At 62.8% G+C, this 14,146-nt stretch carries 13 protein-coding genes; 9 read left to right on the top strand and 4 right to left on the bottom strand.

All coding sequences use genetic code 11. The features are described 5' to 3' along the window. Positions 1 to 12: 12 nt before the first annotated feature. Entirely contained in the window at positions 13 to 543 is a 531-nt protein-coding gene (locus H8F24_RS00510; protein ID WP_197170553.1) for a cytochrome b/b6 domain-containing protein, read from the bottom strand. Between the two features lie 191 nt (positions 544 to 734). Here H8F24_RS00510 and H8F24_RS00505 point away from each other — a divergent pair, with 191 nt between their 5' ends. From H8F24_RS00505 to H8F24_RS00485, 5 genes are all read left to right on the top strand, one after another. After that, positions 735 to 1,496, top strand: coding sequence for a 20S proteasome subunit A/B (locus tag H8F24_RS00505; protein ID WP_197171888.1), 762 nt, complete (start codon positions 735 to 737; stop codon positions 1,494 to 1,496). A 62-nt stretch (positions 1,497 to 1,558) separates the two neighbouring features. Further along, complete coding sequence (glsA, locus tag H8F24_RS00500; RefSeq protein ID WP_197170552.1) at positions 1,559 to 2,539, top strand: glutaminase A; 981 nt, start codon at positions 1,559 to 1,561, stop codon at positions 2,537 to 2,539. Between the two features lie 174 nt (positions 2,540 to 2,713). Continuing rightward, on the top strand, positions 2,714 to 3,085 hold the full coding sequence (locus H8F24_RS00495; protein WP_231597996.1) for a hypothetical protein: 372 nt from the start codon (positions 2,714 to 2,716) through the stop codon (positions 3,083 to 3,085). Positions 3,086 to 3,131: 46 nt separating this feature from the next. Further along, positions 3,132 to 4,343: a sodium/glutamate symporter gene (gltS, locus tag H8F24_RS00490; protein ID WP_197170550.1), complete on the top strand. Its 1,212-nt coding sequence runs from the start codon at positions 3,132 to 3,134 to the stop codon at positions 4,341 to 4,343. A 39-nt stretch (positions 4,344 to 4,382) separates the two neighbouring features. Next, positions 4,383 to 5,426: an IS5 family transposase gene (locus tag H8F24_RS00485; RefSeq protein WP_231597813.1), complete on the top strand. Its 1,044-nt coding sequence runs from the start codon at positions 4,383 to 4,385 to the stop codon at positions 5,424 to 5,426. A gap of 160 nt (positions 5,427 to 5,586) precedes the next feature. Here H8F24_RS00485 and H8F24_RS00480 read toward each other — a convergent pair whose 3' ends face one another. Further along, positions 5,587 to 6,927 carry a carbohydrate porin gene (locus H8F24_RS00480; RefSeq protein ID WP_231598345.1) on the bottom strand — a complete coding sequence of 447 codons (1,341 nt, stop codon included), beginning with the start codon at positions 6,925 to 6,927 and terminating at the stop codon, positions 5,587 to 5,589. Positions 6,928 to 7,421: 494 nt separating this feature from the next. Here H8F24_RS00480 and H8F24_RS00475 point away from each other — a divergent pair, with 494 nt between their 5' ends. The 4 genes from H8F24_RS00475 to H8F24_RS00460 all read left to right on the top strand — a co-directional run bounded on the left by H8F24_RS00475 (position 7,422) and on the right by H8F24_RS00460 (position 10,779). After that, positions 7,422 to 7,649, top strand: a complete 228-nt coding sequence (locus tag H8F24_RS00475) for a high light inducible protein (protein WP_231597995.1) — start codon at positions 7,422 to 7,424, stop codon at positions 7,647 to 7,649. A gap of 78 nt (positions 7,650 to 7,727) precedes the next feature. Further along, positions 7,728 to 9,281 carry a carboxypeptidase M32 gene (locus H8F24_RS00470; protein ID WP_197170548.1) on the top strand — a complete coding sequence of 518 codons (1,554 nt, stop codon included), beginning with the start codon at positions 7,728 to 7,730 and terminating at the stop codon, positions 9,279 to 9,281. Between the two features lie 70 nt (positions 9,282 to 9,351). Beyond that, a complete protein-coding gene (locus H8F24_RS00465) occupies positions 9,352 to 9,939 on the top strand; it encodes an inorganic diphosphatase (protein WP_197158875.1) in 588 nt (195 codons plus the stop codon). Between the two features lie 360 nt (positions 9,940 to 10,299). Then, positions 10,300 to 10,779 (top strand): L,D-transpeptidase, encoded by a 480-nt coding sequence (locus tag H8F24_RS00460; RefSeq protein WP_322758462.1) that lies wholly within the window; start codon positions 10,300 to 10,302, stop codon positions 10,777 to 10,779. A gap of 289 nt (positions 10,780 to 11,068) precedes the next feature. On the opposite strand, the gene H8F24_RS00455 is transcribed toward H8F24_RS00460, so the two are convergent. Next, the gene (locus H8F24_RS00455; RefSeq protein ID WP_197170546.1) at positions 11,069 to 13,144 is read right to left on the bottom strand and encodes a chloride channel protein; all 2,076 of its coding nucleotides are present in this window, start codon (positions 13,142 to 13,144) and stop codon (positions 11,069 to 11,071) included. A 27-nt stretch (positions 13,145 to 13,171) separates the two neighbouring features. Beyond that, entirely contained in the window at positions 13,172 to 14,137 is a 966-nt protein-coding gene (gene hemC / locus H8F24_RS00450; RefSeq protein WP_197156705.1) for a hydroxymethylbilane synthase, read from the bottom strand. Positions 14,138 to 14,146 lie beyond the last annotated feature (9 nt).

The raw sequence follows: 14,146 nt of genomic DNA, 5'->3' as shown, positions 1-14,146 counted from the left end.
CGAATGCTGCTGTCAGCCTCTCCAGGTCAAAGCCCGTCTGATCTGGCCAGGCCAGTCGCGTGGCATGTCGTTGGCACGGATTCGAAGGCTCGCCATCGATCGGACCAGCGGCACTCCGCCGCGTTGCAGCACGGCCAGAATGTGGACCAGCACAGCTCCTGCCATGACCAGCCAGGCCAGAAGATGCACCGAATAGACAACATGATCGAGTTGACCATCCTTCAGCCAGTCTTCGTCCATTAATTTGCCACTCCCCACAGCCAGCGCCAGGGCGAGCAGGGTGATGGCATTGGCGGGCTTCTGCAGCTGCCGGCGCCCCATGCTGACGGCGTAAAGGGCGAACAGGATGGCCAGGGGCCAGAGCAGTACGCCGATCGAGCCGTGGATGTCGATCCAGTCTCCACCGAGCCTCAGTGGCAGGCGCCCCCAGCGGCCGTCGTCATTGGAATACAGGAGCAGCCCGCTCAGCCAGGCCAGAGACACCAGCGCAGCCGTTGGGCCGTGCAGCAGCCGCAGAAGTGATGGTTGGTAGGGACGGGCCATCGCTGCTGAAGACGTTGTGGGCCCTTTTTTAGCGCGAATCATCGAAAACTCAGCCAGAGGCCGCTGGTTCGCTGATCGAGCGCCATCCTTCGTGCAATTGTCGATCTACTGGTCGGTGGAGCCTGTGGCGGGGCAGATGGGAGCTTGAGCGGATCCTAGGATTTCGCCAGTACATCCCTGGCTTGGCTCAAGTGACCTATTGCATTGGTTATTGGCTTGAGAAGGGGCTAGTCTTTGCCTCTGACTCCCGTACAAATGCAGGCGTAGACTACATCTCAACCTATAGCAAGATGCATGTGTTTCAGCCGGCGTCGGATCGATTGTTTGTTCTGCTGACTGCCGGAAATCTTGCTACCACGCAGGCCGTTTTGAATTGGATACACAGAGACCTTGATCGGGCGAGTGGCGATGACCATGAGGGTGGAAAAAACTTACAGTCTTGCGAGTACCTCTTCGAGGCGGCTGCCTATGTTGGTCAGGTGAGTCTCGCTGTACAACGGCAGGATGGGCCTGCATTGAAAGAGGTTGGTGCTGACGTTGGGGCCTCGTTCATCCTTGGAGGTCAGGTCGGTGGGGAATCCCACGGCCTTTACATGATCTATCCGCAGGGCAATGCGGTGATGGCCACCCGTGAGACCCCTTATCTTCAGATCGGTGAGACGAAATATGGCAAGCCGCCGCTCGACAATGTGGGCCACGCCAACCTTTCCCTTGAAGATGCTGCCCGGCTCTGTCTGATTTCGGAGGTTCTCACCCAGCGCTCCAATCTCACAGTAGGTCCCCCGTTCGAGCTGGCCATCGTTCCTCGCAATACGCTGGCAATCTCCCACCAGGTCAAGTTTGAGGCGGATGCACCCGAACTTTCCGCCATGATCGAGACTTGGAGCAACGCTCAGAGAGAGGCGCTCTATCGGCTCCCCCATTTCGCCTGGGAGCAATCGACGCCGGCTTGATCCGGCCGAGCCCACTCCCTTTCGCTCTGGCTCTCATCCCCACCCAACCCCGCCTGCCCACCATGAGGTCCGTGTCCGAATGGGTCTCCACCGGCCATCTGCCCACCCCAGAGGTGGTTCAGGATCTGGTCGTAGAGGCCCATCGGAGATTCTCTCCCGTGCTGGATGGCCGGGTTGCCGATTACATTCACGCCCTGGCAGCGGCGACTCCCGAACATTTCGGCCTCTGCGTATCCAGCAGTGGAGGCGCGTTGTTCGAAGCGGGCGAGGCTCGGCTGGCCTTCAGTATTCAGAGCATCTCGAAGCCATTCCTGTTTGCTTTGATCTGCCAGGCGATTGGTGAGGCTGCTGCCCGCGAGAAGCTTGGGGTGAACAGTACCGGCCTGCCATTCAATTCTGTCCTGGCTGTGGAGCGCAGTGGTGAAGGTCTCTCCAATCCGATGGTGAATGCTGGGGCGATCGCTGCCACTAGTCTGGCTCCTGGCGCCACCATGGAGGACAAGTGGGCCTTCATTCAGGACGGCTTCTCCCGTTTTGCAGGTCGACGCCTCGAGATCGATCAGGTCGTCTGCGAATCGGAGCTGGCCTCGAATCGGCGCAATGCCGGCATCGCCACCCTGCTCAGTGATCACGACCGCATCTGGTGGGATCCCGAAGAAGCCACTGACCTCTACACCCGCCAGTGTTCCCTCAGCGTGACGGCCTCAGACCTGGCGGTGATGGCGGCGACCCTGGCCAACGGTGGTCGCCAGCCCGTCACGGGCGAGCAGGTGATCGATGCGGTCCACTGCCAGCATGTGCTGGCGGTGATGGTCACCGCCGGGCTCTACGAAACCTCCGGCGACTGGCTCTATGCCACCGGGCTCCCCGGCAAGAGCGGGGTGGCGGGCGGCATGATCACCGTGGCACCCGGAAAAGGTGGGCTGGCCACGTATTCAGCGCCTCTGGATGAGGCGGGTAACAGCGTGCGCGGTCAACTCACCGCCAGGTTCCTCTCGGAAGCGCTGGGACTGAACCTCTTTGCTTCCAGGCCGGAAGGATAAGGGGGCGCTGTAGTGGATTTGTCCATGCCCAACGCGGAGTGGGCTGTCATGCTGCGTTCTGGAAGTGCCCTTCTGACAATGATTTCGATTCGTCTGATCCAGCCGCTTCTGTTGGCTGCCCTGGCGACTGCTGGATTAGGCGTCGCCAGTGCCAAGGCCAGCTGCAGCTTTCTGATGCCACTGGGTGGCAGTGGTGATCCCGTCGTCTCCAAGCGGATCGGTCCGGATCGCCTGCTGGGCAACACCAACTGGAACACCGACTTCATCGTGGATCGGCCGTTTCGTTCTTACCAGTTCTTCTTCACATCGGCGTCCTCGGAGCGGGCCACCTTCCCGATTTCCGCGTTCATGCGCTTCACCGATGGCACCAGCCTGCAGGTGGTGAACGAAACACCGACCTTCGAACCAGGGGCGGGCCGCAAGTTCGGTCCATTCAAGGCCGTTCCTGGTAAGCGGACCAATCTGATGAACTTCCGGGTCGGCTCCAGCAGCAGGCCAGCGGCGATTGGTTTCAGCTATCGCATCTCCGTTAAGGGGTGCGAATGATGCTCCCTCAGGTCTGATCGTTCCCTTGTCCTGCATATGAACCTCCATGCAGTTTGAGAGCTTCGCCACGTTCAATATCGCCATCGTGGTGTTGGCGCTTGGTCGATGGCTGAATCGAAAGATTTCCTTTCTTCGTGAGTTCAATATTCCCGAGCCGGTCACCAGTGGTTTGCTGGTCTGCATCTTGCTGGCGCTGATCCATTCCATTAACGGGATGGAGATCAGCTTCAATCTGATGACACGTGATTTTCTGCTGCTCTACTTCTTTGCGGCGATTGGCCTCAATGCCGATATCAAGACCCTGCTTGCCGGTGGTTGGCCTCTGTTGATCCTGATCGCCTCCACGGTGGTTTTCATGGTTCTTCAGAATCTCACCGGGGTCGGCATGGCAGTGCTGCTGGGATTGGATCCACTCGTGGGGTTGCTGGGCGGGTCCGTGTCCCTGCTCGGTGGCCATGGCACGGCCATCGCCTGGGCGCCGCGCTTCGCCGAAGCCCATGGCATCAGCAATGCCCTGGAAATCGCCATTGCCTGCGCCACCTTCGGCTTGGTGCTGGCCTCCCTGATGGGAGGACCGATCGCCCGCATTCTGATTCTGGGTCAACAGCTGATGCCTGCTCAGGCCATGGATCCAGAGACCAGTCGCAGATCCGGGAGTGAGCAGGAGGAGGTGACCTATTTCACGCTGCTGCGAACCCTCTTCTGGCTCAATGTCAGCCTGGGTCTTGGTGAACTGCTGCACGAAGCCCTCAAGGCCGCCGGCAGCAACCTGCCCCTGTTCGTCTGCACCCTGTTCGCGGCGATCTTCCTCACCAACACCGTGCCGCGGCTGCTGCCGATCCGTTGTCTGGCGCCGCCCCGTTCCCTGGCCATTGTCTCGGATATTTCCCTGGGCATCTTTCTGACGATGTCGCTGATGAGCCTGCAGCTCTGGACGATCGCCTCCCTGGCTGGCCCGATCCTGGCCATTCTGGCCGCGCAGTTTGTGCTCACCTTCCTGTTCGCCTTGTTCGTGGTGTTCAAGGTGATGGGGGGTGACTACGAAGCCGCTGTGATCTGCGCCGGCTTCGGCGGGAGCTCCCTGGGTGCGACCCCCACAGCAATGGCCAACATGTCGGCGGTGGCTCAGCGGTACGGACCGGCCCACAGGGCCTTCATTGTGGTGCCGCTGGTGTCTGGCTTCTTCGTGGACATCAGCAACGCCGTGGTGATTCAGCGCTTTCTGAAGGGCACCTCGAAAAATCAGCAAGCTGGTTGATTACGATGAAATAGCGATAGAATCAGGAAGTCAGACTGTATGCCAGCGGTGGGCCAAAGAGGTTTTTGGGACGAACAGCAAAGGGTCGCAAAGCTCCAGGAGAAGAAGCCGGTTCTCAAGCGGCTGTCTGATTCGATCCCATGGGATAAATTCCAGCCGATACTTGACCAAGGATACGCGCAGGATCGCAAGAGCAATGCAGGGCGTAAGCGGATTGATCCGCTGATCCTTTTCAAGATGCTTGTTCTCCAGCAGCTATTTAACCTCAGCGATGACGAGCTTGAGTTCCAGGTGAATGACAGGCGTTCCTTTGAGGAGTTTGTGGGACTGGGTGTGATGAACAACATTCCTGACGCAACCACAGTCGCCTTGTTCAGGGAGAGGCTGCGCAAAGCAGGAGTGATTGGGGAGCTCTTCGAGATGTTCGAGGCATACCTCCGCTCACAGGGACTCCAAGCCCGTGGTGGTCAGATTATTGATGCGACTCTCGTACCTGTTCCCAAACAGCGCAACACCCGTGACGAGAACAAGGAAATCAAAGCTGGTAGGCTGCCGGAAGGCTGGGAAGAAAACCCAGATCGCCTGCGGCAGAAGGATCTAGACGCTCGCTGGGTTAAAAAGAACGGCATCAACTACTTCGGTTACAAGAACAGCATCTGCATTGACGTCGACCATGGCTTTATCCGCCGATATGCTATTACACCTGCCAATATTCATGACAGTCAGATGCTTCCACGGCTGCTGGATCCGGAGAATGAACATGATTATGTCTGGGCAGACTCAGCTTATTCAGGTGAGTGCTTTGAAGATCTGCTGAGCTTGGGGCGCTTCGAAAGCTTGATCCACGATAAGGGCGCTCGCAATCACCCGCTCAGCGCCGCCGCCAAGGACCTTAATCGCGTCAAGTCAGCCATTAGAGCTTGTGTGGAGCATGTCTTCGGCTGCATGACAATGTCAATGGGTGGGAAGCTGACGCGAAAGATTGGGCTGGCAAGGAACGAGGCATGGTGGGGGCTCAAGAATCTGGCCTTCAACTTCCTTCGCTATCTTCAGCGCATCAGCCATGCACCAGTGGTGGCATGAATCCTCGAAGGAGTATCCGATAGCGCAGTAAAAAGCTCAGTCGCCGATACAAAATTCTGCTGCCTGCCGCCATTGGCGGCTTTTTGCATGCCTGCAGAACACTGGGAAACAGCTAATTTTTCGAGGTGCCCTGAATTGGTTCGGTTGATCACACACGCAGTCAGAAGCGCAGCGTCGTTCGGATCACTCCGGCCCAGACGCCAAGGCTGGCGTTGCCCGATGGCGCTGGCGACAGAAGGGCCTCGGAGAGATCCGACGTCGTGGTCATGGCGCCGCGAGGGCGGCTCAGCCAGAAGACCGCTGGCGTCAGGGTGAGACGGTCACTGACCTCGATCCTGTAGGAGAGCTCGTAGGCGAGGCCGCCGTCGTTGATGGAGCTCAGCCCGGGGGCCTGGATGGCCGTCACATGGGCTGGGGACCCCACGGCGAATCCCAGGCTGTTGCCCTGGCCCAGCACATCGCTCCAGACCAGACCGGCATACCAGGACCTTGTACGGATGCTGGATCCATCGGCTACGGGAGTGCGACCGAAACGGAAGCTGTCGTGGCCCCAGCCCACACTGATCGAAGGCAGCCAGCCGGAGGAGCGGGGTTGCCAGTAGCCCGCCACGGACCAGGAGCCGAGGCTTCCCTGGCTGGACTCTTCGGCCAGCTGGCTGGCCAGAGGTGTCCCCCTCAGCCTCACCTGGGCGCCGCTGAGGGTGTAGGCCCCGGTGATGTTCCATTGGGGTCGGGTCAGGGCCAGTTGGATGGTGCTGGTCTGGCCGGAGTTCGCCGAGAACAGGCCGCCGCCCTGGGCAGAGCTGCCGGCTCGGCCGGCGACGTACGCAAAGCCGAGGCTGAGACCCTGCAGTGAGCCCTTGGGCTGCCACCAGGCACCGAAGCCTCCGCCGAGCCGCTTGCTGTAGGCACCCGGTGCTCCGGCGTACTGGAACAGGTCGAGAATGGGGGACTGGTTGTAAACGCTCGGCCACACGGGCAGCATGTCGAGTTGCATGATCCGCGCACCGAAGCTGAAGCGGATCTCGGGAGTGAGGGGGATCTGCAGGTAGGCCCTGTTGATGCTGATCTGTTGCACCGCGCAGTTTCCTTCTTCCGCGGTGCAGCCAGGCTCCTGGAAGGCGAAATCCAGCCGCGACAGTGGTGTGGGAGCGTTGGAGACAAAGCCGGATCGGGCGAAGTTGCCAGCGCGGAAGCGGATCCGCAGCAGATCCTGGCCGGTGACGCTGGTGTCGATCGTCAGCCTCGTCTCGTGGTTGAAGCTGAGACCATTGAGCAGGGGAGCTCCCGCTGCCGTGTTGCTGGAGGTCTCGATTGCGCTGCCGGTGTAGTGCAGTGCCCCCAGGGCGCCATTGATCTGCAGTTGCACCGTTGTGGTGGGCGCGAAATGGAGGGCTTCCAGTTTCGCGACCTCCTTCATCGTCTCGATGTCTTCGGTGGCTGGCTGGGGCGCCTCAATCGGGATGTCCTGGGCGAGCAAGGGGGCTGTTGCACTCACCATCCAGGCCACCGCGCAGCACCGAAACCAGGGCTGGATGGACCTCATGCTGTTGGCAACCCCGTCTGCATGCCATGTCGGTTCGTTCTCCAGCCTTTGACAGGGTTGTGACCGGCATCGTGTCGATCACCGCACAGGTCGACATCGGGTACGGGTTTCACTCTCCAGCGCGCTGATGTGCCCCAGCCTGCGGATCAGAGGGGCAGGGGAAACCGCCCTTCACCTGACCACACAGCCTGGAAAAGGTTGAAAACGTCATTCTGGCTTTACGGTGTTGTCATGAAGAGGAGCCCCTGACAGTCATTGATCAGGGCATCGTCGAAGCGCAACATAGTTCTTGCTATTTCCATGGGCCTGGACGCCATGGTTGTTTTCCAGCACGCGTTCCTTCTTCAGGACACTTACAGACTTCACTCGCAGGACTCATCGTCATGTCAGCTTCAACCAAAACCGCAGCACAGGTCCACGTCAAAAACTATGCCGAATCAGAAGGCGGGATGTGGGATTCTCAGGAGCCCCAGCTCCTCGATCCGCGGGTCATTGAACCACGCATGTATCTCGCCAGCGCAGCCAGTCACAGTGGCTGGGGTTTCCACAGCCGTGCCGAACTCCTGAATGGTCGCCTGGCCATGCTTGGTTTCGTGATCGGCCTGGCCATTGAGGCCCTCTCCGGCCAGGGAATCCTGCAGCAGCTTGGCTTGGGTGCCTTGCTGCAGCACGGATGATCAGCTGCGGCCCCATCGGCCCGCCAGACTGCAGAACCAGGCCGGCGCCATGCTGGCCTCCAGCAGTCGTCCGTCTCCATGGCCCCCTCGGGTTCGACCCTTGAACGCCTGCGCAGCCATCTGCACCAGACCCGGCTGCTGGGCTCGATCAGCAGCGCCCTCTACTACGACCAGAACACGGTGATGCCAACGGCTGGGGCCGCCTGGCGAGGGGAACAGCTGGCCCTGCTGGCCGGCCAGCTGCACGAGCGCCAGAGCAGCGATGAGCTGGCCGATCTGGTGGCGGCGGCAGAGGCCGAGCTCGATCCTGAAGCTCCGCCGCAGCGGCGCCGCAATCTGCAGTTGCTGCGGCTGGAGCAGGAGCGTCAGCGCTGCCTCGACCCAGAACTGGTGGCCGCCCTGGCCATGGCCCAGTCACGCGGCAATGCGGTCTGGCAGGACGCCCGGGCGCGCAACGACTTCGGCGCCTTCGCGCCGGCCCTGACCACGTTGATCCGGCTGCGGCGCGAGCAGGCCAGCCAGCTGGCCGACGCCGAACCGGTGGTCCGCAGCCCTTGGGAGATCCTGGCCCAGCCCTTTGAGCCGGATATCAGCGTGGCGAGGCTGGAGGCGTTGTTTGCCCCCCTGAAGGCCGAGCTTCCGGCTTTGCTGGACCAGGTCACCTCTGCTGCAAACACAGCGGCTTCCACCACAGCAGCTGCCAGTGCAGCAGTGCCCACTGCCGACCTGCCCGAGGGCCTGCAGGAGAGTCTCTGCGCGGCGCTGCTCGACGACTGGGGCTATGACCCCAGCCGCTGCCAGCGCTCCGGTTCCGCCCACCCTTTTTCCTGCACGGTTGGCCCCCAGGACTTCCGCATCACCACCCGGGTGGTGCCTGGCCAGCCGCTTTCAGCCTTTCTGGCCACTGCCCACGAGTGGGGCCACTCCCTCTATGAGCAGGGCCTGCCTCAGTCCGACGACCATTTCTTTCCCTGGCCCCTGGGAGAAGCCACCTCCATGGGTGTGCATGAATCCCAGTCATTGTTCTGGGAGTGCCGGGTGGCCCGCAGCCGCGCCTTTGCCAACCGCTGGCATCCTCGCTTCCGCGACGGTCTGGGGGCTGATCCCTGGGGAGGCGCCGCCGGCTTCTGGCGCTCCCTCAACCCACTGCGGCCGGGACTGATCCGGGTCGAGGCCGATGAACTCAGCTACGCCCTGCACATCGTGATGCGCTTTGAGCTGGAACTGGCCTTGCTGGAGCAGGGGATGCCGGTCGAGGACCTGCCGGAGCAGTGGAACCGCCGCATGCGCGACCTGCTCGGAATCCAGCCACCCAACGACGCCCAGGGGTGCCTTCAGGACATTCACTGGGCCGAAGGACTCTTCGGGTATTTCCCCTCCTACGCCCTGGGCCATCTGATCAGTGCCCAGCTGGCCGAAGCCATGGAGCGGCGGACTGGTCCGATCGAGGAATGCGTGGCGGAGGGTCAGGAGGAGAGGCTGCGCGGCTGGCTGGCGGAGCAGGTCTGGCCGCTGGGTCGCTCGGTGAACGGCGAGGAGCTGGTGGAGATGGTCACCGGCCAGCCCTTGCGTGCGGATCCGTTCCTGACCTATCTCAGGCAGAAGGTGCTCCGTCTGCTGGCTCCGGACTGAGTGCCTGATGGGATGGCGAAGCGGTCTGGGGCGATCCGTAGGATGCCCGCCAGCCGTTTTGAAGTGCTTCATGGCGAACATTGATCAAGCCCCCAGCCGCACGATGATGAATCTGCTGCATGTGCTGCCGGCCTTCGCCGATGAAGCGGAACTGCGGCTGAACACGATTGTGGAGCTGAACAGCAACACCATTAACAAATACGAGCTGATCACCGAAACCGGGCAACTCAAGCTTGATCGTGTTGGCTATTCCTCCCTTGCCTATCCTTTTGCCTATGGCTGCATCCCCCGCACCTGGGATGAGGATGGCGACCCGCTTGATATCGAAATCGTGAGCGTGACCGAACCTCTGGTGCCCGGCAGCCTGGTGGAAGCCCGCATTATCGGCATCATGAAATTTGATGATGGCGGTGAAGTGGATGACAAGGTGATTGCCGTGTTGGCTGATGACAAGCGCATGGACCACATCACCTGCTACACCCAGCTCGGTGATCACTGGCTCAAGGAAACCCAGTACTACTGGGAGCACTACAAAGATCTCAAGAAGCCTGGCACCTGCCGTGTCAATGGCTTCTTCGACAGTGCTGAAGCCGTGAAGATCATCAAAGAGTGCGAAGCGCGTTATCTCGAGGTCATCGAGCCCCAGCTGGTCGGCTGATCCTCATCGGAGCCTCCCGACCAGAGGCCGGCAGGGCTGGGGGCCAAGGAGCCTTCGGTTCCAAGCGCCACTCAGTGGGGCTCCCTAGTCTTCTTTGCAATGACGTTGTCTCTTCCAATCACCTTGACAGCCATGGTGCGCTTTCTTCACTCCCGGTCTGTCGCGGCACTGATAGCCCTGCCTGTACTGGCGAGTGCTGGGTCCCTGGGTCTGGGCGCCACCGCCGTGGTGGCGGAAGAGGCCACGTCGTCTTTGCCTTCAGCTGGCGAGTCACCTGCCACCGGACCCGCTGTCAACCAGCCCCAGACAAGCCTTTCGACTCCCGCAACAACGGCTCCCGCAGCAACGACTCCCGCGACGGTGGTTTCCCCTGACACGCCGCCTCCAGGGGCCGCTCCGGCTGGACCTGGGGCTGCTGACGCTGCCACAGCGCCGATCACCCGTGAGATCCTCCTGGAGCTTGGGCGGCGCACCATCAGCCTGCGGGAGAACGGCAAGGTGATCAGCAGCTGGCCAGTCGCCATTGGTGATCCCAGGACCCCCACCCCCACGGGCCGCTTCAAGGTTGAGAACAAGGTGGTCAATCCTCAGTACCAGAGCACGAAGAGCGGCAAGATCAACCCTGTCGTGGGTGCCAATGGTCCGCTGGGTGATCGCTGGCTCGGCTTCAAGAGCAGTGGCGTAAACCAGTACGGCATCCATGGCACTCCCAGCGCCTGGTCCTGGACCGTGAGTTCCCGCTCGGCGGTCACCAATGGCTGCGTGCGCATGTTGTCCGACCATGTCCGCAAGCTGTTTGACCTGGTCGAGGTGGGGACGCCTGTGGTGGTGACCCGCTGATCGGGCAGGAACCAAAGACATTCTGCAGATCCACCCGCGAAGGCCTAGGTAGGACGGGATCAGCCCGTAGTGTCATGAGCATCTTCGTGATCGGATCAACGCAATCGTTGCTGTTGGCGCGATTGCACGCTTTCGATCTCCGCCGGCTCCATGGCCCGTTCTGTTCCCCTTCGCGCTGGATTTCCGTTGCATCCCTCGGATCACCCCCACAGCTTTGATCCGCTCAACAGCACAGCTCTGAAGTGGTGCAGCAATGGCGAGCTCTCCGAGCTCGATCTGCATCGCATTCTCAGCCGTCTGTCCCAGGTGGATCCGGTGGCGGGTCCGTTGGATCCCCAGGCCTGCGATCTGGCCAGCTGATCTGACGGGCCAGGGCCAGGGCCATGCCATCCCGGCTGGCCAGTCCCCGCAGTCGGCTCAGCGGCAGACCTCGGGCCGGTAGCCCATGGGGCAAAGCCCCCTCCCGGGATTGCGGCAGGTCGAAGACCGGCAGCTGGCGCAGTCCTTGGGAGAGCAACTGTTCCTCCAGTTGAGCCAGGCTGGCGCAAAGTGGTAACCAGACCAGTTCGCCGCGGCGGCAATCCAGCAGCCGCGGCTCACTGTCCATGGCGCAATCGTCGGCGGGACGGTTCGTTTGCTTATCCAGGCGGTGCGATGGGCCCTCTTGGGCGATCTGCTGGGTCGTCCAATGCTGTTTGGCGCTGAGGACCCGTTGCAGGTCCGGCAGGGTGACCAGCCCCATGGCCCACTCTCCCTCGCTGACGATCAAGGCGTGGCCATGGCAGGCCACCAGTTGATTCAGGGCCTGAAGAACCGGTGTATCTGCCTCCAGCACCAGAGGAGCTTCCGGTTCAAACGCCTCCGCCACCGATAAAGCCGTGAGTCGGCCACGCCGCTCCTCCTCCATCGGATCCGGTCCCAGCAGGCCGGGATCGTGCAGCCCCTGCCAGCGTTCCACCAGGGCCGCACTCAGACCGGCGGCTGCCATCAGCGGCAGCACGATGCGGATGTCGCGGGTGAGCTCGAACAGCAGCAGCAGGGCCGTGAGGGGAGCCCGGGCGCTGCCGGCCAGCACCGCCGCCATGCCCACCATGGCGTAGGCCGGCGGTTCGGCCACCGGCAGATGCAGACCGCTGTCTCCAAGAATCTGGCCGTAGCAATTGCCCAGCACCGCCCCGAGAAACAGTGATGGTGCGAAGCCGCCGCCCACGAATCCGGTGGCACTGCTCACGGCCGTGGCGAGCACCTTGACCACGAGCAGCACCGCCAGGGTGAGCAGGGGGATGCCGCCATCGCGGCCCAGCAAGGCTTCAATCGTGTCGTAGCCCACCCCCAGCACCTGGGGAAACAGCAGGGCCATGCCACCGACGGCAGCACCGCCGAGGGCGGTGGGCAGTCCAATCGGCAGGCGCCCCAGCCACTGCTGCAGCCTCTGGCTGCGCCCTGCGGCCAGCAGGCTGATCAGCAGCCAGGACATCAGGCTGGAGGCCACTCCCAGGCCGAGATACAGCGGCAATTCCAGGGGTGAGCGCACCTCGTAGGCCGGCAGCCTCAGGATCGGGGTATCGCCGAGGCAGAGCTGGGTGACCAGGCAGGAGGCCACTGCTGCCACCAGCACGGCCCGCACGCTGGGACGACCGGGAATCGCACTGAAACTGCCCTCCAGCGCGAAAAACACGCCGGCGATCGGTGCCTTGAAGCCGGCGGCCAGTCCGGCGGCCACCCCGGCCGCCACCAGTGTCTTCTGACTCTGGGGTGTCAGCCTGCCGCGTTCGCCCACCCAGAGGCCGATGTTGCCACCGCCCTCAACGCTGGGCCCTTCGGGGCCGAGGGAGGCGCCGCTGCCGAGGCTGAGCGAGGCTGCCACCAGCCGCAGCAGCGGCAGTTTCGGGGTGGCCGGCTGGCTGCCTTCCGCCATCGCCTGCAGGCTGGGCAGGCCAGGGCCGAGATCCCCGCCGATCCGGCGCAGCACCCCCACGGCCAGGCCCCCCACTGTCGGGACCACCACCACCGGCCAGAGATCCAGCCAGCCCGGCGCCGTTGGCAGGGGTGGCGGCGCCGGCAGCGGTGGAGCCGGTGGTGGCGGCAGGAATCCCAGGCCCCCCAGGCCGATCTCCAGCAGGGCCTTCAGCGGCGTGCTCCCTTCCGGCGACAGGGAAGGCAATTCCGGGGCCGGTGGCGCGGTGGAGGTTCCCAGGCTCAGCAGACCTTCCACGAAGGGGCCGAACAGGAAATTGTTGATGAAGCCCAGCAATTCATGGAACCCCACCACCGCCAGGCCGGTGGCGGTGCCCACCAAGGCGGCCCAGGCCAGCAGATTCCACTGGAAGGGCAGGGCCGTGGCCTCGGCGGACGACTGCTGCATGGCCGAGGCCGCGACCGCCTCGCCGCTTCAGGCCTCGGGCCGAACGCTGGCGAAGATCTCCTGCAGGATCTCGCCGGCGCCCTGCTGCTTGAGCGTGTGGGCCAGGGCGATGCCGATCGCTTCCGGATCCTCCTGGGGGCCACGGGCCTCGTCGCGGATCAGGCGTAGGCCATCCAGGCTGGCCACCATGCCGGTGAGCACCAGGTCGCCGCTGCCGTCCGGCCCCTCGAAGCGGGTGTTGACTCCGATCGGCACCTGGCAGCCGCCCTCCAGTTCCCGCAGGAAGGCCCTCTCCGCCAGGCAGCGGCGGGCAGTGGGGGTGTGCTCCAGCACCTTGATCTGCTGCAGCACGGCCTCGTCACCCTCGCGGCACTCGATGCCCAGGGCGCCCTGGCCCACGGCATGCAGAGAGATCGACGGGTCGATCAGTTCGTGGATGCGGTCGCCAAGGCCGAGGCGACCCAGGCCGGCTGCCGCCAGAATCAGGCAGTCGAACTCGCCGGAGTCGAGTTTCTCGAGGCGGGTGATCACATTGCCGCGCACATCCTTGAAGACGAGGTGCGGATAGTGGTGCCGCAACTGGGCCAGACGGCGCAGCGAGCTGGTGCCCACCACAGCTCCCTCCGGCAGGGTGGCCAGGGTCTTGTCCCTGTGCGTCTCGTGCACCACCAGGGCATCGGCCGGATCCTCCCGTTCGGTGATGCAGCCCAGCATCAGCCCCTCGGGCAGGTTGGTGGGCAGATCCTTGAGGCTGTGAACGGCGATGTCGGCCTGGTCCACCAGCATCTGGGCTTCCAGTTCCTTGGTGAACAGCCCCTTGTCGCCGATCTTGGCCAGGGCCACATCCAGGATCTTGTCTCCCTGGGTGGCCATCGCTTCGATCGAGATCTCCAGGCCGCCATGGGCCTTGGCCAGCTCATCGCGCACCCAGTGGGTCTGCACCATGGCGAGCTGGCTGCGGCGGGAGGCAATGCGCAGGGTGGAGCCGGCCATCGAAAACCT

Source organism: Synechococcus sp. CBW1002 (assembly GCF_015840915.1).
GTDB lineage: Bacteria > Cyanobacteriota > Cyanobacteriia > PCC-6307 > Cyanobiaceae > CBW1002.
The sequence above is the reverse complement of the archived record's forward strand: the minus strand, read 5'-3'. Positions and strand labels throughout refer to the sequence as shown.

Coding starts and splice junctions, on each gene's coding strand:
- H8F24_RS00475 (WP_231597995.1), top strand. CDS start 7,422: ATGTGGGATTCTCAGGAGCCCCAGCTCCTCGATCCGCGGGTCATTGAA.
- H8F24_RS00465 (WP_197158875.1), top strand. CDS start 9,352: ATGGCGAACATTGATCAAGCCCCCAGCCGCACGATGATGAATCTGCTG.
- H8F24_RS00470 (WP_197170548.1), top strand. CDS start 7,728: ATGGCCCCCTCGGGTTCGACCCTTGAACGCCTGCGCAGCCATCTGCAC.
- H8F24_RS00495 (WP_231597996.1), top strand. CDS start 2,714: ATGCCACTGGGTGGCAGTGGTGATCCCGTCGTCTCCAAGCGGATCGGT.
- H8F24_RS00480 (WP_231598345.1), bottom strand. CDS start 6,927: ATGGTGAGTGCAACAGCCCCCTTGCTCGCCCAGGACATCCCGATTGAG.
- H8F24_RS00455 (WP_197170546.1), bottom strand. CDS start 13,144: ATGCAGCAGTCGTCCGCCGAGGCCACGGCCCTGCCCTTCCAGTGGAAT.
- glsA (WP_197170552.1), top strand. CDS start 1,559: ATGAGGTCCGTGTCCGAATGGGTCTCCACCGGCCATCTGCCCACCCCA.
- hemC (WP_197156705.1), bottom strand. CDS start 14,137: ATGGCCGGCTCCACCCTGCGCATTGCCTCCCGCCGCAGCCAGCTCGCC.
- gltS (WP_197170550.1), top strand. CDS start 3,132: ATGCAGTTTGAGAGCTTCGCCACGTTCAATATCGCCATCGTGGTGTTG.
- H8F24_RS00510 (WP_197170553.1), bottom strand. CDS start 543: ATGGCCCGTCCCTACCAACCATCACTTCTGCGGCTGCTGCACGGCCCA.
- H8F24_RS00485 (WP_231597813.1), top strand. CDS start 4,383: ATGCCAGCGGTGGGCCAAAGAGGTTTTTGGGACGAACAGCAAAGGGTC.